14 protein-coding genes and 1 tRNA gene are annotated in these 20719 nt (G+C 58.4%); 7 read left to right on the top strand and 8 right to left on the bottom strand.

The window, feature by feature from the left end:
- The first annotated feature begins 14 nt into the window (after nucleotides 1–14).
- Entirely contained in the window at nucleotides 15–572 is a 558-nt protein-coding gene (locus RI103_RS02485; protein ID WP_310813860.1) for a CNP1-like family protein, read from the top strand.
- Between the two features lie 120 nt (nucleotides 573–692).
- Here RI103_RS02485 and proB read toward each other — a convergent pair whose 3' ends face one another.
- The 4 genes from proB to rplU form a co-directional block, all read right to left on the bottom strand.
- Complete coding sequence (proB, locus tag RI103_RS02480; protein ID WP_310813859.1) at nucleotides 693–1811, bottom strand: glutamate 5-kinase; 1119 nt, start codon at nucleotides 1809–1811, stop codon at nucleotides 693–695.
- 70 nt (nucleotides 1812–1881) lie between these two features.
- On the bottom strand, nucleotides 1882–3003 hold the full coding sequence (gene cgtA / locus RI103_RS02475; RefSeq protein WP_310813858.1) for an Obg family GTPase CgtA: 1122 nt from the start codon (nucleotides 3001–3003) through the stop codon (nucleotides 1882–1884).
- 232 nt (nucleotides 3004–3235) lie between these two features.
- Nucleotides 3236–3499, bottom strand: a complete 264-nt coding sequence (gene rpmA / locus RI103_RS02470; RefSeq protein ID WP_007180330.1) for a 50S ribosomal protein L27 — start codon at nucleotides 3497–3499, stop codon at nucleotides 3236–3238.
- A gap of 25 nt (nucleotides 3500–3524) precedes the next feature.
- Nucleotides 3525–3836, bottom strand: coding sequence for a 50S ribosomal protein L21 (rplU, locus tag RI103_RS02465; protein WP_006051835.1), 312 nt, complete (start codon nucleotides 3834–3836; stop codon nucleotides 3525–3527).
- Nucleotides 3837–4075: 239 nt separating this feature from the next.
- On the opposite strand from rplU, the gene RI103_RS02460 reads away from it, so the two are divergent.
- The 6 genes from RI103_RS02460 to RI103_RS02435 all read left to right on the top strand — a co-directional run bounded on the left by RI103_RS02460 (nucleotide 4076) and on the right by RI103_RS02435 (nucleotide 10035).
- On the top strand, nucleotides 4076–5068 hold the full coding sequence (locus tag RI103_RS02460; protein ID WP_310813857.1) for a polyprenyl synthetase family protein: 993 nt from the start codon (nucleotides 4076–4078) through the stop codon (nucleotides 5066–5068).
- Nucleotides 5069–5116: 48 nt separating this feature from the next.
- A tRNA-Pro gene (locus RI103_RS02455) sits at nucleotides 5117–5193 on the top strand.
- 233 nt (nucleotides 5194–5426) lie between these two features.
- Entirely contained in the window at nucleotides 5427–6989 is a 1563-nt protein-coding gene (locus tag RI103_RS02450) for a site-specific integrase (protein ID WP_310813856.1), read from the top strand.
- A 112-nt stretch (nucleotides 6990–7101) separates the two neighbouring features.
- Complete coding sequence (locus tag RI103_RS02445; RefSeq protein WP_310813855.1) at nucleotides 7102–8004, top strand: HipA family kinase; 903 nt, start codon at nucleotides 7102–7104, stop codon at nucleotides 8002–8004.
- Between the two features lie 8 nt (nucleotides 8005–8012).
- Nucleotides 8013–8885 carry a hypothetical protein gene (locus tag RI103_RS02440; protein ID WP_310813854.1) on the top strand — a complete coding sequence of 291 codons (873 nt, stop codon included), beginning with the start codon at nucleotides 8013–8015 and terminating at the stop codon, nucleotides 8883–8885.
- Between the two features lie 709 nt (nucleotides 8886–9594).
- Nucleotides 9595–10035, top strand: a complete 441-nt coding sequence (locus tag RI103_RS02435; protein WP_310813853.1) for a hypothetical protein — start codon at nucleotides 9595–9597, stop codon at nucleotides 10033–10035.
- Nucleotides 10036–10832: 797 nt separating this feature from the next.
- Here the strand turns inward: RI103_RS02435 and RI103_RS02430 are convergent.
- Genes RI103_RS02430 through RI103_RS02415 form a run of 4 tightly spaced genes read right to left on the bottom strand, consistent with a single transcriptional unit; the run spans nucleotide 10833 to nucleotide 20671 of the window.
- Nucleotides 10833–16313, bottom strand: a complete 5481-nt coding sequence (locus RI103_RS02430) for a DEAD/DEAH box helicase (protein WP_310813852.1) — start codon at nucleotides 16311–16313, stop codon at nucleotides 10833–10835.
- A 4-nt stretch (nucleotides 16314–16317) separates the two neighbouring features.
- Nucleotides 16318–17376, bottom strand: coding sequence for a hypothetical protein (locus tag RI103_RS02425; protein ID WP_310813851.1), 1059 nt, complete (start codon nucleotides 17374–17376; stop codon nucleotides 16318–16320).
- Complete coding sequence (locus RI103_RS02420) at nucleotides 17373–19295, bottom strand: hypothetical protein (protein WP_310813850.1); 1923 nt, start codon at nucleotides 19293–19295, stop codon at nucleotides 17373–17375. Before RI103_RS02420 ends, RI103_RS02425 begins: the two co-directional genes overlap by 4 nt.
- The gene (locus RI103_RS02415) at nucleotides 19292–20671 is read right to left on the bottom strand and encodes a hypothetical protein (protein WP_310813849.1); all 1380 of its coding nucleotides are present in this window, start codon (nucleotides 20669–20671) and stop codon (nucleotides 19292–19294) included. Before RI103_RS02415 ends, RI103_RS02420 begins: the two co-directional genes overlap by 4 nt.
- Between the last annotated feature and the right edge of the window lie 48 nt (nucleotides 20672–20719).

Here is a 20719-nt window from a genome sequence, read left to right as displayed (position 1 = left end):
TCGAGGAAATCATATTGAAAGCACTTGCTCTCGTCGTGGCGTGCGTCGCCACCGGCGCCCTGCTGGCTGGTTGTTCGAGCGCCGGCAAATCTACCAATAAAGACGACAGCGCATTTACCTATTTGCTGGACCGGCAGAGCAACTGGGTTGAGAACAAGGTGGACGCTCTGCCGCCGCTGCCACAAGACTCGAATCTGCTGCCGTTCGAGGTCTCCGGCAATACGCCGTTGCACTTCGCGGTCGACCGGAAATCCCTAACCGTCGGTACGGACGGCGTGGTTCGCTTTACCGTCGTCGTGACAAGTCCGACTGGCGCTCGTAACGTAATCTACGAAGGGATTCGCTGCGACACGTACGAATGGCGCCAGTATGCTGGCCTGAATTCTGATCACGACGGCTGGGACACGACGGTCGCGAACAACTTCACGCGCATCGAGAACGGCGCGCTGAACGCCTATCAGGCGGCGCTGTATCAGGATTATCTGTGCGCGAACAAGATGCCGACGGGGAACGCGAGCACGATTCTGGAGAACATCCGCTACAAGCGTACGGCGACTTCTTTGATCCACTGATGGGCTTTCCTGGGCGCGCTTTGAATGTGGGCGCGTTGCGTTGTCGACATGAAAAAGCCGTTCCAGCTTCCGCTGGAACGGCTTTTTCACATGCCGTGTGCGCCTGCGCCGTTCAGTGACTCAGACCAGCACCAGGTTATCGCGATGAATCAGCTCCGGCTCCAGCATATAGCCGAGCACCGATTCGATTTCGCCACTCGGGCGTCGTTGAATCAGCTTGGTTTCGGCGCTGCTGTAGTTCGTCAGGCCGCGCGCCACTTCACGCCCCGCGGCGCTCAGGCAAGCAATCACTTCACCGCGCGCAAATGCGCCCTGCACGCCGACGATACCGATAGGCAGCAAGCTCTTGCCACCTTCGGTCAGTTTTTCGACTGCGCCGTCGTCGATCACCACATGACCACGTACCTGCAGGTGATCCGCCATCCATTGCTTGCGCGCCGCGATGCGTGCCGTGCGCGCGATCAACTGCGTGCCGATCGCCTCACCCGAGGCCAGCCGTGACAGCACGTCCGCTTCGCGTCCGCTTGCAATCACCGTATTGGCGCCGCTATGGGCGGCGCGCTTGGCAGCGAGAATCTTGGTCAGCATGCCGCCGCGACCGAGACTCGAACCCGCGCCGCCCGCCATTGCTTCGAGTTCCGGCGCACCGGCATCGGCTTGCTGGACGAGCGTGGCGGCCGGATTCTTGCGCGGGTCGGCGGTAAAAAGCCCTTGCTGATCGGTGAGGATGACGAGTGCATCGCCCTCGATCAGGTTTGCGACGAGCGCGCCCAGCGTGTCGTTGTCGCCGAATTTGATTTCGTCGGTGACGACCGTGTCGTTCTCGTTGATGATCGGCACCACGCCCAGGCGCAGAAGCGTGAGCAGCGTGGAGCGCGCGTTCAGATAGCGTTCGCGGTCGGCCAGGTCGGCGTGGGTCAGCAGAATCTGCGCGGTCTGAATGGAATGCTCGGCAAAGCGGCTTTCGTAGACCTGCGCGAGACCCATCTGGCCGACGGCCGCGGCCGCTTGCAGTTCGTCAATCTCTCGTGGCCTCTTGGTCCAACCGAGCCGTTGCATTCCTTCGGCAATGGCGCCCGAACTGACGAGCACCACTTCCTTGCCTTGCGCGCGCAGGGCGGCAATCTGTGCGGCCCAGCGGCCGATAGCAGCATGATCGAGGCCGCGCCCGTCATTCGTGACGAGGCTCGAACCGACTTTCACTACCAATCGCCGTGAATCTGCGATGACGGAACGCATTGTGCGCGGTCTCCCTGGATGACGCGTGATGCATGCCGGCAGCCCGCCTGGGCGCCGGCGCTGGAGCTTTTTATTGCTGCGGGTCGATGCTGGAGTCGTCCGCGGCGGCCGGAGCTTCCGGCTTCTCGCGAAAGCGCACGTCGGCGGCGAGATCTTCGGCTTCAGCTGCGCGCTGCGCGTCCGAATGCGCCGCAATGTGGTCGAACACCGCATAGCAAAGGCTTTCACAACCCTGGCCGGTCAACGCCGAGATTTCGAACACTGGACCGTCCCAGCCGAACCCTTCGAGGAACGCCGAGACACGCGCTTCGCGCTGGTCTTCGGGGACCATGTCCAGCTTGTTCAGCACCAGCCAGCGCGTCTTTTCATACAGCAGTTCGTCGTACTTGCGTAGTTCGTTGACGATCGCCTTGGCTTCCGCGACCGGATCGACCGCGTCGTCGAACGGTGCGAGGTCGACGATGTGCAGCAACAGGCCCGTGCGCTGCAAATGCCGCAGGAACTGGTGGCCGAGGCCCGCGCCCTCCGCCGCGCCTTCGATCAGACCAGGAATGTCCGCGATCACGAAACTGCGGCTCGGCCCGACGCGCACTACGCCGAGATTCGGCGCGAGCGTCGTGAACGGATAGTCGGCGATCTTCGGCTTCGCGTTCGACACCGACGCGATGAAGGTCGATTTGCCGGCGTTCGGCATGCCGAGCAGACCGACGTCCGCCAGCACCTTCAGCTCGAGGCGCACCATGCGGCGCTCGCCCGGCTTGCCGTCCGTCTTCTGACGCGGCGCGCGGTTCGTACTGGATTTGAAATGCAGGTTACCGAGACCGCCCGCGCCGCCCTGAGCGATCTGCACGCTCTGGTTGTGCTCGGTCAGATCGGCGATCAGTTCGCCGGTCTCCATGTCCGTGATGGTCGTGCCGACCGGCATGCGCAGCGTGATGTCGTCGCCGCCCTTGCCGTAGCAGTCCGCGCCGCGGCCGTTTTCGCCGTTGCGCGCCAGATGTTTTTTCGCGTAGCGGTAGTCGATCAGCGTGTTGATGTTGCGGTCCGCGACCGCGATCACACTGCCGCCCCGGCCGCCGTCGCCGCCATCCGGGCCGCCGAACGGAACGAATTTCTCGCGGCGCATCGACGCGCTGCCATCCCCTCCGTCGCCGGCGATGACTTCAATCCTCGCTTCGTCAATGAACTTCATGCGTAACTCCGTCCCGTGGTGTGCTGCCAGATGGTGCTGCTAAATTTGATGCTACTGGATGATGCTATTTTGCCGCGCCCGCCGCGCGCCGATCAATCGACCGAACGGCATACGGCGTGTCGGGATGAAGGAACGTTGTCGCCCATTCACCCGACGAAAAGCGCCGGAATAAAAAAAGCCCCGCTAACTTCGCGGGGCCTTTTCCGGTCCTGAAGCCCGTGCCTGAGTAAGCTCAGACTGCTGCCGGGACGACGTTGACCATGTGCTTCTTCGCTGCGCCCTTCGTCGAGAAATTGACGTGGCCGTCCGTCAGTGCGAACAAGGTGTGATCCTTGCCGATACCGACGTTTTCGCCCGGGTGCATACGCGTGCCACGTTGACGAACGATGATGCCGCCAGCGTTGATGGCTTGACCGCCATAAACCTTGACGCCGAGACGCTTCGATTCAGAGTCGCGGCCGTTGCGGGATGATCCGCCTGCCTTTTTGTGTGCCATTTGATTTGCTCCTTAACCGTTGCGCTTACGCGTTGATCGCGTCGATGCGCAGTTCGGTATAGTTCTGGCGGTGGCCGCCATGCTTCTGGTAGTGCTTCCGGCGACGCATCTTGAAGATGGTCACTTTCTTGTGACGACCTTGCGACACGACGGTAGCCTTGACGGAAGCCCCACTGACCAGCGGCGCACCGAACTTAATCGATTCGCCTTCGCCAACTGCGAGAACCTGGTCGAGCGTGATTTCAGCGTCAATGTCTGCCGGTATCTGTTCTACTTTAAGTTTTTCGCCGACGGCAACTTTATACTGCTTGCCACCGGTTTTTATGACCGCGTACATTGAGAACCTCACTCTGTGTTCATTTTTCCCGCGCACCGCGCGCGGAAACCCGTGATTATACATAGAGTTAGCTGCTCGGTCAAAACTCATTGAGGGCCGCTGCGCGCAGCGCCGGGCGCCTTGCCTCACGGCCCTGACGCCAGGCTCTGGCGCCGCCCGGAACGCGCCGCGCCGCAGCCTGCGACCCGGAACTGTCGCGATTCGCCTTATAATTCGCGGCACTACCCAATTCAGCCATCATGTCGTCGACTGCCACCCCCTCCTCCAACGCCGCCAGCCTGCTCGCTCCGATCGCCGAAGACATGCAGCAGGTCAATCGCGTCATCCGGCACCGTCTTGCGTCCGACGTGATGCTGATCAATCAGATTTCCGAGTACATCATCAGCGCGGGCGGCAAACGGCTGCGGCCCGCGCTGCTGCTGCTGGTGGCGGGCGCGTTGGGCGAAACCACGGGGCACCGGCATGAACTGGCAGCGGTCGTCGAATTCATCCATACGGCCACGCTGCTGCACGACGACGTGGTCGACGAATCCGACCTGAGGCGCGGCCGGCAGACCGCCAATGCGCTGTTCGGCAACGCCGCGAGCGTGCTGGTGGGCGATTTCCTGTACTCGCGCTCGTTCCAGATGATGGTCGGCGTGGGCAAGATGCGCGTGATGGAGATTCTGTCGGAGGCGACCAACATCATCTCCGAAGGCGAAGTGCTGCAACTGCTCAACATGCACGACGCCGACGTGGACGAAGCCCGCTACATGCAGGTGATCCGCTACAAGACCGCTAAATTGTTCGAGGCCGCCGCCCAACTCGGCGCTGTGCTGGCCGGTTCGGACGCAAAAACGGAAGCCGCCGCGGCGGAATTCGGCCGTCGCATCGGCACCGCATTCCAGATCATGGACGATTGGCTCGATTACACGGGCACGGCGGAATCCATGGGTAAGAACGCTGGCGACGACCTTCGCGAAGGCAAACCCACGCTCCCTCTGATCTATCTGATCGAACGCGGCACGCCGGAGCAATCAGCGCTCGCGCGGGAGGCGATCGAACAGGGCGGCACGGCCCGATTCGACACCATTTTCGAAGCGATCACGCGTTCCGGCGCGCTGGACCACACGCTCGAATGCGCGAAGCAGGAAGCGCAGGCCGCAGCAGCAGCAATTTCTTCATTTCCCGATTCCATTTTTAAAGAGAGCCTGCTAGAATTATGTTCTTACTCGACGGCGAGGCAGTCTTGAACGAGACTGAAATGCCGACTTAGTCTGAATCGAGTTCGCAGTACAAATCGGGGTGTAGCTTAGCCTGGTAGAGCGCTACGTTCGGGACGTAGAGGCCGGAGGTTCGAATCCTCTCACCCCGACCAGATTTCTCCTTGTGAATCAAGGACATGAGCCCAGCACTCGCTGGGCTTTTTTGTTTTCCGGACCGAATCTGCGCCACATCTGCGCCAGCGGACCCCGGCAGACCGCAGCCCGGCACACCGCCCCGCGTCGCGCCCGGCCGCTTATCTAAAGACTTCCAACCACTAAAATTTTAGCGGTGCAGTCACCGGCGGCGGCCGTCACTACACGTAGCTCCCCTTCTTCAGGAGCTACCATGGCTACCGTTTCCAACCGTTCCCGTTACCGCGTCACCGTTTCCGGCCAGGAGGCCTTCGGACGCGACTTCCCCTACTCGGCCCGCGACGCCGTGCGGGCCTATGTCGACACGCTGCGTACCGACGGCCACCGGCCGCGCGTCGCCCGCACCGACGACTGCTACGAAGTGCGCATCCGCAACAAAGGGTTTCCCGAGCTGCACACGACCGTGGCGTCCCCCGACGCGGCCGACACCCTCATCAAGTTTATCGAAGGCCAGCGCGCCACCGGCCTCTATATTGACTACGCGAAGGCGCTCAAGGTGACCTTCGCGGACCTGCTGGTGCGCTACCTGCGCGAGGAAGCGCCGCGCCAGAAAAGCTTCGAGATGGTGGCGTACAAGATTAACGGCCTGCTCGAGGACGCGGGCCTGGCGCGCGTGGACCCGGCCGGGGTGCTGCGGGCCCATCCGGCCCCCCATCCGTCCCTCACGGTGCGCGCGCCACGCCGCGCAACCGGCGTCACGGTGCGCACGCCGACCGGCAACCTCGCCTGGCTGCACCGGCCGTTCGCGCAGCTGATGCCGACCGACATCAACGATTACATCGACGAGCGCTGCCAGTGGGTGGAACCGGCGACCGTGGACCGTGAGCTCGACATCTTTTCGTCGGTCTGCCACCTGGCAATGGAGACCTGGCGCATCGAGGTGGCCCGTTCGCCGATGGACGGCGTGCGGCGCCCGCGCTATTACAACGAACGCGACCGGCGGTTGCGCGGCGACGAGGAGGCGCGCCTGCTCGACGCCGCGTATGACGAGGACCGCCGGCGCAGCATCGCCCAGCGGCTGGAAGAACTGATGGCCGACGCACGGACCGAGGCCGAACTGGCGCCCACGGTCTACCAGCAGAAGGCCATCATCCGCGAGGCCCGCGAACGCTTCCTGCCCGAGGCCGAGGCCGGCTACACGCACGTGCCGCTCATCGAGGCGTTCGTGCAGTTCCAGCTGATGACGGCGGCGCGCCGCAGCGAGACGCTCGCGGTGCAGTGGCAGCATGTGGACCTTGACGAGCGCACCGTGTTTCTGCCCGAAACCAAGAACGGCCGGCCTCGCAAGCTCCCCGTGCGCGCGGCGCTCGTCGAGCTGCTCGCGGCACTGCCGCGCACCGACGCGCGCGTGTTTCCGCTCACCGCGGACCACCTGCGCAAAATCTGGACGCGCCTGTGCGCGGCCGCCGGCATCGAGGACCTCCGTATGCATGACCTGCGGCACGAGGCAATTTCGCGCGTGGCCGATACGGGCACGATGTCGCTGGTGGATTTGCAGGCGTTTTCCGGGCACCGGGACACGCGCATGCTGCTGCGCTACGCGCACCTGTGCGCGAAGCACCTCGCGCACCGGCTGGACGCCGCGTTCGGCGCGACGCCGACCGCGCATCGCGGGCTGCGCCGCCTGCCGCGGGGGGCCGCGCTGACGCTCACGGACCTCGTGCGGGAGAGCGCCGCGGCGGCCTCGGGCGTGGACGCCTGCGCGCTGCCCGCGAACGTGGTGCGTTTTCCGGGAGCGCGTCAGGCAGCCCGCTAGGCAACGAACGCCGGAGGACCCCGTCCCGTAAGTGTCTGCGGGGTCGGTCATCGCCATTTTCTTCCGGAGCAGCGCGCTTGCCTATGCTATATTTAGTGCCATTGAAACTTTGATGCACTATATTTTGTATGCTGAGGCGGGAGTAACCGATGACGGCAACATGCGCGCAGACAATCGCATATCCCCGGATGACACCATGACGCTCCCGCCGGCGCCTTTCCTTTTGGGCAGCCTGAACCGCGAGCCCATTACGCGCATTTCAGGATGCGCTCATCCCGTTGTACGCGGTCGGGTCCATGTGCCTGTGCACACCGGCAGCGTCGATGCCTTCATCAAGCTCTTGCCGCCGCGTGAATTCGCTGTGGAATCGGTCTGTGAATGGCTGGCGCGCGAGGTTGAGCTGCCGATGCCGGAGCCGCTCTGGGTAACGGTGCATCGCCAGCGCATGCGCACGGTCTGGCCATTTGGCAACGATGAGACGCAACTGTGCTTCGGGACGCAGGCGTTCAATTTGGCGAGACCCGTACATCTCGGGGACCAGAGTCGGTCCGTGCTCGCTCAGGCGTATGGACTCGATTCACTGTTGCTTGCGAAAATCGCGCTGTTCGACGAACTCATCGGCAACGACGACCGTCATGCCGGCAACCTGCTGCTCACGCCGCGCGGGACAGTTGTGCTGATTGACCACGAACGCGCTCTCGGCGGCACCGGGCTCGCCCTTTTCTCGACGGCACCGCCCCCAGGGCCCAACCAGTTATTGCATCGGGTCCGGGCGTTGTCCGTGGCCGAGCGGGCAACCCTCAAGTCGCCGCTGCGCGCGTTCTGTGCGGCTTGCACAACCGCCGCCTGCCGCATACCGTACACGCAACTGGTCAACGCCGAAGCCCTGCACGAGCCAATGCGCGTCTATCTCGAATCGCGCGCGGAAAGGCTGTTCGATACGCTGGAAGAGACGTTGGGCATTCGCGACCTGCCGGGACTGAACCCGGCCGGCTTCCATCCCCTCGCTCCATGACCTGGCCTATGCAACCCGACCTCTTTACCTTAGAGCCTCCTGCATGCACGGCATCTGCACGCCTTGTGCGGCTGGAGCTTGATGTCAGCGGTGAGTCCATCGCAATTGCGGTGGTGGGCCAGTTTGATTCCGGCAAACCCTTTGCCCGGGCCGTTACGACCCGCGTTCTGAAATGTCTTCCCCAGGAGCTGGGATACGCCTGCTACTCGTTCGGCTCGCTCCTGGTCGCCGATTACCTGTCGACTCCTGATGGCCAGCACTGGCACCCGCCCCTCGCAGGTATAAATGTTGGCCCGTCGTTCAGCGTCGAAGCCGACGACGAGGAAAGCACCATCCACACTGCGCTTGAGCGCTGCGCATTGTTTCATCCGGCCGCCTCGCCGCAGATTGAACCCGTCTCGGTCGGGGACCCAATGCCCAGGCCGGCAGAAGAGAGCCGCTTCGTCCATGCTGTCAGGACGGAGGTGTTGCAACGCAAGCCGACGCTCGAGCCAGGATTTAACCGGCCGTTCAGTCTAACGGGCGCCAGCAGCGGATTTTCGATTGACTATATCGGGCACTCCTATGCCACCTGCTATGCGGCCATCAATCCTAAAGGGCGAAGTCCCGTCCGGCTTCGCACCGCGTCCGCCGCGCTGTGGCGGCTTGCCAGGGCCCGCGATGCGTTCGGATTTGCTACCCCGGACCGGGTCGAACTGACGGCGTGGATTCCCGCACCCGGACTACCGATATACCGCGACAGCGAATACGCTGCGCTCGAAGATGCGGTCGCTGAGCTGAGAGCACAGGCGCATCGCGAGCACCTGCAGGTCTTCACGGCTCACGACATTTTGTCAGCGAGTCGACGCCTGATTAATGAAGAGCTGATGACCGTCAACTAGGAAGCGTCTGTCCGGAACGGCCTCTGGGCATTCTGGACGTATCCGGCAAGTATATAAATCACGGTACCTAGAGGTTCTAAAAGAAGCTTCTTCGCTATTAAAAATAGCCTCTTCTCTTAAAAACAAAGAAAAAAGAGCCTCTTTACCGGACAAGCGGTGGACGTCCGGACGACAACAAGGTATCCGACACGTATATAAATCACGGTACCTAGAGGTTCTCAGAAAAGCTTCTCCGCCATTAAGTAAGCCTCTTCTCTTAAAAACAGAGAAAAAAGAGCCTCTTTACCGGACAAGAGGTGGATGTCCGGACGACAACAAAGTCAGACATCCACCCAGTCCGAGACAATGGAACCTGCCGGAGGAGCCCTGGAGCCAGCAGGTATTTCCAAAAAGCGGTCTGACGCATGCACGTGATGGGGGCGCACATCTATCTGCTTCAATCGCATGCGTAACACTCACTGGCAGGATGTCCGCAGCCGCCGTACGCCATGGTTCGCCATTCTATGGAGAGACCAGCCGTACCGGCATTCCGCGCGGAATTTATCTGGCGCGGAACCGTAATGCCAGGCACTGACAAACCTAATCCCGGCCGCAAGGGTTATCTAAAATTTTAGGGGCACCGCGTGAAGCCCTCTGGTTGCTTTACTGGTTAGTGCTTCCTTGAGCGTGTTACGGGAGGCACTGACAGCCAGTTCACACCGGAGCCCTTATGCTTAGAATTTCACGTCGCCGCTACTTCAAACTCATGGACGATATCATCGTCAATCATTGCTGGGAATTTTCCGACCAGCCCAATTACCCTTTGATGAGGGAAGTTGCAGAAACGGAGCGCCAGTATCGAAGAGAAGCCTGGCCCCGTCCGCTCGGCGTTATGTATCACATCATCATTCGCGAGTATCTCGTGGAAATCGAAAGGAACGTATTGCAGCAGTTTTCGCCCGATGCCTTTGCGGGAACTCCGCTGCCTGCGAGGCCTGTCCGAAACCCGAAGGGATGCACGCGCGGTGCCTGGATGGAAGACCTGCCGGCCGACATCCCTTACTGGGACCCGTTTGGAGTGCATCGCGGCCATCTCGACCTGCTATGCGGCCTGCATCGCCTGGAACGCCAGTATCTTGGTAAGGCGGATTACCGTTTTCTTGAGTTCTGAGCCTCGCGACGGCGGTGACCTTCGAAGCACCTGTCGCTGGTTTTTTATGCCTTAACGCAGCGCGACATCGTGCAGGGGCCCTGCTCGGCTATGAAGGCGGCAAGGCCGTCGAGTTCCGAGACCAGCGTCAGCCATGCTTCGGCGCAGGTGGGCGCCGATGCTGTCTCGCTTTCACCCGTCCATGTGTTTTTGCCTTGACGGTTGACTGCTGTGAAGACCCATTCGCCGGATGTTGGCTGGCCGGCCACCCAGCCAGGTGCATTGGCTTAGGCAACGGGCTTGCCATTGCTCTCCCTCTTCTCGTTGGAGCGACGCGGTTTCGCAATAGCACTTCAGAATTCAAGTAAGTGAAGCCCATCCCGCTGACGGACCAGCGGTTGACCGACTAGGTGATTCGAGGCCGAAGAGCACCGAATACCAATTGACACCTCAGGTCTGTTGCGATAGTGTTCTCCACCTTCGGCCTTCTGCGGAAAGAGAGTCTTTCCAGAGCGGGCCGGATGGTAAGGCACCGGATTGATACTCCGGCGTAGGGGGAAACTCCTTAACGGGTTCGACTCCCGTGCTCTCCGCCAAGCCCCCTCCATTAACGAATGCCCTGGTGTATCGTTCGTTAATGGAGGGGGCTTGTTCGGTTTACGGCGAGAGAATTTGAAGGGGTGCCTGCCCGCAATCCCGTTCGAGCCCTATGCGGCATTGGCCGACGCTCGCCGTGTCAAGGAGAGCATCGTGCATTCGCGGCCGTGCACGACAGCCGCCCCGACGGACCAGACGCGGAATAGGGGCGGCGAAACTCCTTATTGAAGGCGACTCTTGATTGCCGTATGGATTCCTGGTACGTCAATCCTCAGATGAGCGTCGTCGACGAGGTAGATATCCTTAAGGCCTGCACTCGTCCGGACGCTCGACTCGGTGACGAGCGACGGGTATGTCGCAACGGTGAGCCGCCTTTCGCCCTTATGGACAATCATAGGCACATCAGCTTTCTCGGCGGCGCCTCCACAGACAAATCCGTCTAGCGTCAACATTTCTCGAAGGGTACGCAATTGCCTTCTCTGCTCATCGAGCGGCGCCGGTGCAGGTATCGAACCGTATATCGCATACCGAAGGAGACTGGATGCCAGCCTTCTATCGAGCAGCGATTTCAGATGCTGATTGTGGAAATGGTCGAGACATTCTGTGCATGATGTGTCACAGGAGCAGTTCTCCAACAACTCCAGAGTCGTTTCCAGAATTTCGCTTAGGTACTTCTCAGCAAGCTCCGAATAGCCGGCACCTCCGGCTAATGTGTCGTAGAGATATACATCCAATATGACGTCACCGTCCGCGCCTGCTCTCGGTAGCAGACGGTGTCCTGCGCCAAATTCTGTCGCGTCGAGGTCCAACTGCGGATGGCGACTTGCAGCCAATCTGAGAGCTTCCGCAATGGAATATGCCGCGCTCTCTAGCGTCCTCACGACTCTTTTCGACGATAGGTCGGATACCAAAGGCGACGCGATTTGGAAGCGAAGCAGCACCAAATCCGTACGGAAGTCATATCCGAGAAAGACGCTCTCGAATTCACCATTGCACTCGGTTGGCACTTGCTTTCCGTTATACAGATAAGGTCGTTTATGCTTGCCTGCGCGCGGCTTGATGCCATCGAACGCGCTAGCACATCCGCAATCCGAGCAAACCTGAAATCCTTTCGACTCTCCCCCTTGCGTCAGTCCTTTGTTAACCGTAAGGAGTCTACGGTCCGTGGCGTGAGTGTAGACAAGCCGTTCCCCGGCCGACTTGAACGCAAACTCCTCGGCGTTCGTAGGCTGCGGGAACTGCGCCATCGTCGCGTAAGTGATGTCTTGCTCTCGGTCTTCCTCCCTCAGTTCTCTAGCATCCTCTGGGCCAAAAACCTCCGGTGTAATCATCTTTTGCCTAAGGAGCTTTTGTTGGCAGACAGGGCAAGATACGGGAATCGCACCCTTGGAGTTCGGGTCGTAGACGAATGAGCAATCAGTGCACGCTACTAGCTCTTTTGAGTTCTTAAACAGCTTCCGAGCGCGATTAACCTCCCCAAGCGGTGTACTCGCGAAGACCCCGCCCGACCGGTATGTCGCTTTGTTGATGACGACAAGACGTCCGGGCGCGTATTCGCTGAGCGCTTGCCCTGTCGACTGCTGCGGGCGCTGCAGGACTCGAATCTCCCGGATACCACGGGCATTTGGCTCCCTCTTTTCGATTTGAAAGCTACATAGTTCGGTCGGAAACGCGTAGGTTGGAAGCAAGCCATGGAAAAACAGGAATTCCAGGAGGTCTGCATGTTCGTCTACGGCGTCCGCCGCAAGCGAATCGTCCTGTTCATCGTCCAACACATCCGAGTCTTCCGCTGCGTCGGCTAATGCGGTGCCTTTTAAGTCGGAGAGCCTACTAATGAGACGCGTTGCAACATCCGACACCCACTGCTCAAGCGACGGCGCTGAAATCCAGAGATTCGGAGGTAGCCACGAGGCGATGGTCTCCCGCAGCGGATGCGGAGGTGTGACGATACGCTCCGAGACCCATCGCTCAAACGAACGAAGATTTGGCGATTCACTGGTCGAGCCCTCGAAAAAGTCACGGGTCAATCCAAGAGACTTCTGCAATATCGCGCTTCCGGTGCCTTCGTGCTGCCGTTCCGTGAAAAATGTCTGGATTAAGTACGCGTGAACGTGGCGGCGAGCAATTTTCTCATTCTGTACCTTTAGCTCCGGCGACCTGGGTGTCCCTCTAACCATGGAAGGCGGGTTAAGAAAGTAGAAGCTATCGTGAGGTCCATTCTGAGAATATGTGACCACCGACGAAACCGAGGCTCCTCGGCGTCCGGCACGACCAGCTCTCTGTTGATAATTTTCACGCTGCGGAGGAACGTTTCTAAGAGCAACCGCGACAAGAGAACCAATGTCGATACCAACCTCCATCGTCGTCGTGCAGCTCAAGACGTCGATAGGCTTCTCCTTTTCATCGAGAAGAATGTCCTGGAAGCGGAGTTCGTGCTTCTCGGTCGTCGAATAAACGCTACGGTGGTCTCGATTTGATAGTTGTGCCGTATGCTCCTCAACGTACAAATTCGCTACCTTTCCATTCGGCGATAGTGCGTCGATGACGGGATGTCGCCAGTAGCCCTTTCGAGCGACAAGATACTGGTCTCGCTTCGGGTCCGCTTCGCGGACATCCGAACCTCCGCAGCTCAAGCAGAAACCTTTGAATAACACCGGCGAAAGCGACGTGCAGGCTTTGCACTGAAACCACGTCTTCTCAAGGTCTACAACCAATTTCAGGGCGTTCGGGCTCAGGAATAGGCCGCCCGAATCAACTGCCAACGTACTCGACATGCAGCTCTCAATCTTCTGAACAGCAGCCTCTGTGAATACTCCGTTGGCGACGATTCTAGACCTGAAGCGTGAGAAGAATTTCCCGCCGCCGCCCCAGCTTGGGCGAGGAAACCCATACGCTTTCGTTCTAGCGTATTCTGGGATATCTGCGTCAAACGCGAACTCGGACAGCATTTCATCTATCCATGCAACCGCGAGACCGCGAATGTCCTCTTCGGCCAGGTGAAACTCTGCAAACGCTGTGACGAGTTTCTTCAGCGCGTGCCGGCCTGGTTCCACGTAGCCTACAGTTGTGCCTGATAACGAGTAGTACGAGCCGCAAAGCAATTTTAATAGTGCGACTTTGTATCTAAATGGCGGCTGACCGGGGTCGTGCGGGCCTTCAAAGGCATCATCCAAGTTTTCGCAACTCGACTTGAACATGTCCACATGCAGGTCAATCGTGTGCGATTCCGTATCGAACATCGAAAGCTTTCGTTCCGCCAGAGTCGCTATATAGGCAAGATAGAGGCTGCTGGTTGTTGGCTTAGGTTCACGCTCCAGCGATGTCAGTTCTTTGACTGCGAGTGCGATGGTTTGCCGAAATAGGTCTAGCTCCATATCCCGTGGCATATCACGTGCGAGTCGTGCTGCCTTCTGCCGGCCATCGGAGAATATGAGAACTTTCTTCCCCTCATTGGGAAAGCGGTCCGCCTTTGCCTTTGACGCGGGCTGATACCGAATCTGCCCTCGAACCAAAGTAGCGAACGGCGCCTCGCCTTTCGTCACGTGGTCCATAATCTTTGACGGGTCGTCTTTGGACGACCTCGTCTTTTTCGAGCATGCGGGGCAAACGTCAAAGGTCATCGCCTTTTCCGCTGCCAAGTCCTTATCGGGAAGCCACACCGACCGAAATCCGTCAAGCGTCGCCGGTCGCGTGCCTTCAAGACGCCCAGTCGATATGTGCAGCCAGTATTGCACCGCTTTCATACCGGGCTGCGGTTTATCTTCGACATACATCTCGACTTCGTACAAGCTTCGCTGCGAGTCCGGGGTCAACGACCTGTCGGGTTCGTGCCATACAAAATTCTTTTTTAAATCGACCCAACCTCTAATAAATGACGCGCCGCAATCGCGATGCGTCAGATATTCAAAAACTCGACCGTGATTTTGACAGCCGCAGGAAAGCGCCGGTTTCGTGTGAAACGAACCCAGAACGGTGGGCGCGCTATTGGCCAACCTTTGGGTGCATTGCGGGTCAACGCACGCGTACAAGCCCGGCAACCCTCTGAAGAAAAGATGAAGGCGTGCGGGAAGTAAAGGTCGACCATCCTTCATTCGGCGCGCAAACGCACACAGGGCGAGCAGTGAATCAAGCGCCGGCTGAGCTTCTGCCGCTGAACAGTTCGGAAAAATTTCAGTTGTCAACTCTGACAGACTGGCAGCGCGTCCCGACGCGCGGGAAATTAAGAGTTGAGCCGGTCCGAACGTCCAGAGGTGCTTGAACAGATAGTCACGCAGCTCGTCAGGTCCGGAAGGCGCAATGTCCCACCCGAAAGCCCTACTGAGGGCTGCAATCGCGAGCGCAGCACCCTCCGGCTTAACAGCGTATGAAGAGAGTGCCGACTGGTCGAATGTCGCCAAGAGGCGACTTTCGTCTGCGGACGCTGCAGCAGCGTCAGGACGTGTCTCCAATTCTCCAGTAACGACAACGAACTCGTGTCCTTCGGGGGCGCCTGTCAAGTCAGTAGCAAACGCCTTAATTTCTTCGATTGCCTTCTCCCCGCTACCCAAACTCGCACTCGTCAGGATGAAGCGTACGCGGCTTCGACTGACGCCGAGTCTTGCAACGAGTCTCCGAATCAGTAAGGCAACCTCTGCTCCGCCCGCGCCGCGATACATGTGGGCTTCGTCGAGAACCACGATTAGTTCGTTTTTCTCGTCGGATTTCAACCAATCGGCGGTCTGCTCGAAGATGGTGCGCTCAATAGGCCGCATGAGCATGTATTCGAGCATAGAATAGTTCGTGACAAGGATGTCAGGACATTCCCGCTGCATCTCGTCACGAGTCATCAGTTCCCGGTCGCCCGGCTGAGTCTTGAGTCGCTGGTTCCAGTTAGGTGCTGGTGCCAGTTGTCCCTTAGACTTGCCCCTGGCAATCGTTCGCTCGCCGATGGCGCTCTCGCCATAGAAACCTATCAAGTCCTTGCTAGGCCATCTCCCGATAGATTCCAGTTTCGCCTTGTCTTCCGGGGCCGCCTCAAGCTTGCTGAAGAATTCATCGAAGAGGGGCGCGATGTGCGTAGCGTCTTTCGCATCGCTTCGGACTCCCGGGTACGGAGTGCGCCCGGTGTAGCTTCCGAAACGGATGGGCCGCTTACGAGACCCCCGAATCGTCGTATTGACCTCGTCATTGCCAATCAAACGTCGAATTCGAGCAACTTGGTCATTGACCAGTGCATTCATCGGGTACAACAGAAGCGCTCTAAAGCCAGGCACTGCTGCTGAAGCTGGCCTCTCTGCGTTCTCTATTGCGAGAGCGCCAACGATTGGCATCAAAAAGCTCTCGGTCTTACCTGAACCCGTGCCGGTTGCCACGACAAGGTCAGTTCGTTTGTTGCCGAGGAAGTCCGTTAAGGCCCTGCACTGATGCACATATGGCCGAGGAAATACACCGACACCATCGATTTTTGAAATCCTGGTTAGCGCATCCTTAGCCGCTTGCGGTATCGCTAGCTTGTCGTAAGCCTCGCCCTGAGCGTAGACCGCTGTTGATTCGACATATGCTTTCTGAGCTATGACAGTTTCTCGGTCGAGTAACAGCGACCGCTCGGCGACAAGTGCCAAATCCTTGATGTGGTATTGCGCCTCAATGTAACGCTTCAGTTCGCTATGGAGGCCGGATACGGTTTGATGTACGCCTTCGGAGGCGATTTGGTCTTCGCGCATTTGACTAGCTCGTCCGGATATTCACGTTGTAGCCCAACACTTCGAGGGCTCCAGCGAGAAGTGGATATAGTTTTGAAGAAAAGCAATACGTCCGCGGCCAGAGGTTAGTGTGCTCCGAGTTCAGCGACCTCCATCCGAGGTAAAGCAGCTTGCTCTCAGGCTCAGGCAATGGCCAGAATACCTTCACGCTGCAATGCGCCCCGCTGACATCGCATTGCAGAGTCGGACGCTGACCTTCACTCCCAACCAACAGCGGCTGCAACCGCCGCGCATCGTGCCTTTCGATTCTTGCTAAAGCCTCAACGGCGGGGAGTTTGTTTAAGACAGCCTTTAAAGTGCAGAGGTAGTACTGAAACGATGGGTTGCCGTAGAACGATACGGCGCGCCGGGCTAGGCGATACCCGAACGGGCCCGCAAATTTTGCCAGCGGCATCCAGCCTTGCTCGTTCAGTACCAAGAGATTCTCGACTTCGCCATCGAGTGGCCTCGTGAGCTTTAGCGAGTCGATGAACTCCGTGCTCCACGCTTTGACACTTTCCCGAGGTAGCCCCAGCCAACTCTGCAGCGTCTGCTCTGGCATGGACTCTAGCGCTGAATCGCAACTGTCAGACATAGTCAAGATGCGCGCTCTGCCTGCTTGCTCAATGTTTCTGCGCACATCTTTGGGCATCAGCCGGGTTGCGCCGCCTCCGATGAGAAGTGACGCTTTCTCGTCGATAGCGAGGAGCCTTGGAGGTGCGGCGGCGTATCCCCCCATCACGGACCGCCATATCTCGTTCAGACTGACCATCGCGTCAATCTCATCTGAAATCAATAACTCTCGGCCGTCTTCGTCCGTGATTGCAAAGAGAGGCTCTACCCTGCGCCGAATCTCCATCGCCAACTTTTGCGGCGAAACGTCGGCCGGGCCATTCTCCCCGTGTGCAATTGATGCCCCATCAACAACGCCTCGAATATGCTCCGCAATCAGCGCAACTTTCGTTGCTTCTGGAGCACCTCTGTACTTAAATTCAGCCTCCAGTGAACCACAGAGCGAAGCGAACGTGATTGCTTCGAATCTCATTGAATCGCGTCCGTCGCGTCTGCGAGTGTTCGCTCGATAACGTTCTCGTCAAGCCAATCGCCTTCAGTCTTCGCCAGCAGGTCACGCAATAGTTCAATCGTCATCCCATTCGCGCGCACCCAAGGGAGCAACCAATGCATCAAGAAATTCGCTGAGTGCTCCGCACCCACAAGTTTGTCTAATCTGCGAAGAATAAGTAGAGCATTGCGCGCAGTGCGCTCCCAAAGCTTCATGGAGAAGCTGAAACTCGGTAGAGCCCGTATGACATGTTCGATATCTTCGTCTGTCTTCGCTGGTTCCACCAGGTCGGCCCAAGACACAGAGCTTAGCCGTCCGATTGTTACCGTTGCGTGCTTGTTGGCTCGCCCCCAGACTAATGCGTCGGAATCAATACTTGGCCCAAGGCAGCAGAACTCGGGACCTGGCGGCAAGACGCCGGAACCGCCCACAAATGTCGCCATGAGGGGCACATTCGATATCGGGCATTTGATACCAAGTTGCATCTTCGCGACAGCGCTTGTTAGCCTGTCTCCATACACTTCGAACGCGGACTTATTCGCGCCGATTACGGCAATGCAGCCTGTAGCCATTCGGTCAGTCGACATCCGAGAAAGCACGAAGTCGGTCTCGCTACCGTCCTGAAGGCCAAGCGGCACTCGCCAAGAGAGCATCGGGCTATCACTCAATGCAGCAGCAACAGCTTCGACAACCAACTCGGCAAATGCCCCCTTAAATTGGATAAGTTGTCCTGCGACGATACCGGCCAGCACAGTTGCCGCGACAAGGCCTGCGTCATCCTTGCGTACGCCAATTGCGGATAAATTCCTCGTAATAACGCTGAGCGCCGTCTTTGCGTCAACGACGGGGGTGACTGTCAAATCCGCCGGTTCCGTCGCAATCGAATGCGGTGTGAGCTGCACATCGGGGACCCGGTTCGAGCTGTTGGCAATCGGCACCAAGGCATCGCTAATCGGAGACGAAGTCGGCATGTCGACACGTTCTTGTATCGACGTGAGGACTTTTTCCAGTCGTTCCGTTGCCTCCTGATTCACCGCGGCGTTCGATGTTAGGTTCCCGGTCTCTTCGGTGATGTGTGCAAATCCCGATTTCAGTTCTTCTGTCGCAATCGACAGCCGGTTCTCGAGTTTGCGGACTTCCTGCTCGAATTTCCGCGCCAACTCACCATTCCTCGACTGTATACTGTCTTGCCTTAACTGAAACGCCGAAAGCTCGGCCCGCATCTCGGAAATTTGACCAAACGAATCAGCGAGCCTAAGTTGCAAGCTTTCGGCTTCGGCGCGGATTGCATCGGTTGTGCCGCGCAACTCTGCGATTTCGGTCTCGCTGGACCTTAGTTGCTTTTTCAGGGATTCGACCTCGGCAGGAATCTTTGCCGCCTTCTTTGCCTGGTCCAGCGCGCTGCGCGTCGGTATCCAACTGAGGTCAGTCGAAGACCTGTCTGTCAGTGCGAATCCGCTAAAAATCAGAAGCCGCTCAACATCTTCTCGACAGACGGTGAAGTTTTGTTCCGGAACGAGCTTCCTTATGAAAGTAGCAACTGCTTCGTGTTCGTCGACGATAGGTTCGTCCGGAGAGCCTGGGAAATGCGACTGGAATCTATGATTCCCCCAACTTAGCCAGGCAAAGCTAAAAGCAGTCCACTCTGCGGTGTGTGACTTAGAATTTGGGTCAGGCACCTGAGTGAGTACGGAGACGAATCTACGTCCTTTCTCCTTCAGTGCGGACTCGGAGTCCGGGCGAAACCCGGTAACCGATTTGATGCAGCCATACGCAGTTTTTCTGTCAGAAAGAGGAATCTCGGCCAAGAATCCAGCGATTTGCTTACTGCCGAGCTCTGCTATCCGCTTCTTGGCCTCCTGAGAATAGGTCCAGGGAGCCCTCGGGTCTCTCGCATTCATTGTGTAACCCCGTCAACATAGCGGGCAAGCTCGCGCTCAAGGTATCGCCTTGTCGCGGCGTTACCTTTCATCCCACGACTACTGTTAAACAAGCCAATAAGTTCGGAATCAGACATTCGCATATCTGGCCGGGGCCAAACGGAAGTCGAACCGAACTGAAAAAGGTATTTTTTCAACAACGCTCGAACTTGCTCTGGCAGCTCAGCGGCACCGGTAACTCCCTTGCGGTGTAGTGCCTTCAAAATCGCCGGCAGCGAAACATAGCCGAAGGCACCAAAGTCTACAACGACATCTGCATCAGCCTTGCAGACCGCATCGACGAATAGGACAACATCTTCGTCGCTAGGTTGGAATCCGTTCTTCGTCCCCGCGACGCTCTTATTCGTGGCGCATATGAGGTGCTCGATAGCGGCGTCTCCCAGCCCAACGCGTACCCGTCCTTGAGCAGCACGAGGCATGGAAACGTAATCTAACTTGGCGTAGCCATGTCTGATATCCAAGAGCGCCTGTGTTGCATAGCGGCTGTGCAAAGGTGCTGACGTGCTGATACCCTCGTTGGAAGTGAGTCTGAGCACTACCGCAGCGTTCAGAGCGAGCCAGGGTGTTGCGGCCGGAAGAGAAAATTCGACGTCGAGCATCGCGCCGGACCCATTTGGCGTCAGGAAGCGGGCCGTTGGTTTGCCGGCGGGTTCATACCGGAAGAAGGTCCTCGCGCCCGGAATTCCCCCAGCGGCGCGCTCGTCACCGTCGCAACGAACAAATACGCTGGTTGCCTGGCGAACGTCAATTTCGTCCAGCGCAACGACAATTGCGTTATCTCGAACGGACTGGATTGACTGGCTCGTTATTCTGTTTGATATTGGCGGCCAAACTTGAACAATATTTTGAATCTTGTGTACAGCAGGGAGTTGTAGATTAGCTTTAATCCAGTCCAAACTTGCCTGCGACAGGAACTTGGGGATGAATACGAGGGTCGCGGAGAAATCCCCCCTTGTCTCCAAGGTTTCACATTCCCAATCGACTGGAAACTGGGCGGCCTTGTCGTTTCGCCAAACGACGGCGTATGTCCTGCCACCGTCAATCTTTTCGGCGCGGTGAAAAAGTGCGTGTCCGGCTCGCCCGACAGCAGTAAACGCGGTCATCCCCACTCTACGCAAACCGTCGCAATTTCTGCCTTCGAATACGGCCGCCTGGCTATGAGGTGGCGAGACGGACAGTATGCGATAGGGCGCCTGCTGCGGTTCAACGACGACTGTGTAGTTTGAAAGTCGGTTACCGGTCAGGTCAACAGCCGTTTCACGGCCTCCCACATCTATCAAGATGTGACCTTTCGAGACGTCCTTGACACCAAGGTCAAGCTCGAGGCCCCAAGACATAGGTCGGCACTTCAGGTATAGGCGAAGTCCAAGTTGCAAATCGCCAGC

Source organism: Paraburkholderia sp. FT54 (assembly GCF_031585635.1).
Lineage (GTDB): Bacteria > Pseudomonadota > Gammaproteobacteria > Burkholderiales > Burkholderiaceae > Paraburkholderia.
This window is presented reverse-complemented; position numbering and strand designations above follow the sequence as displayed.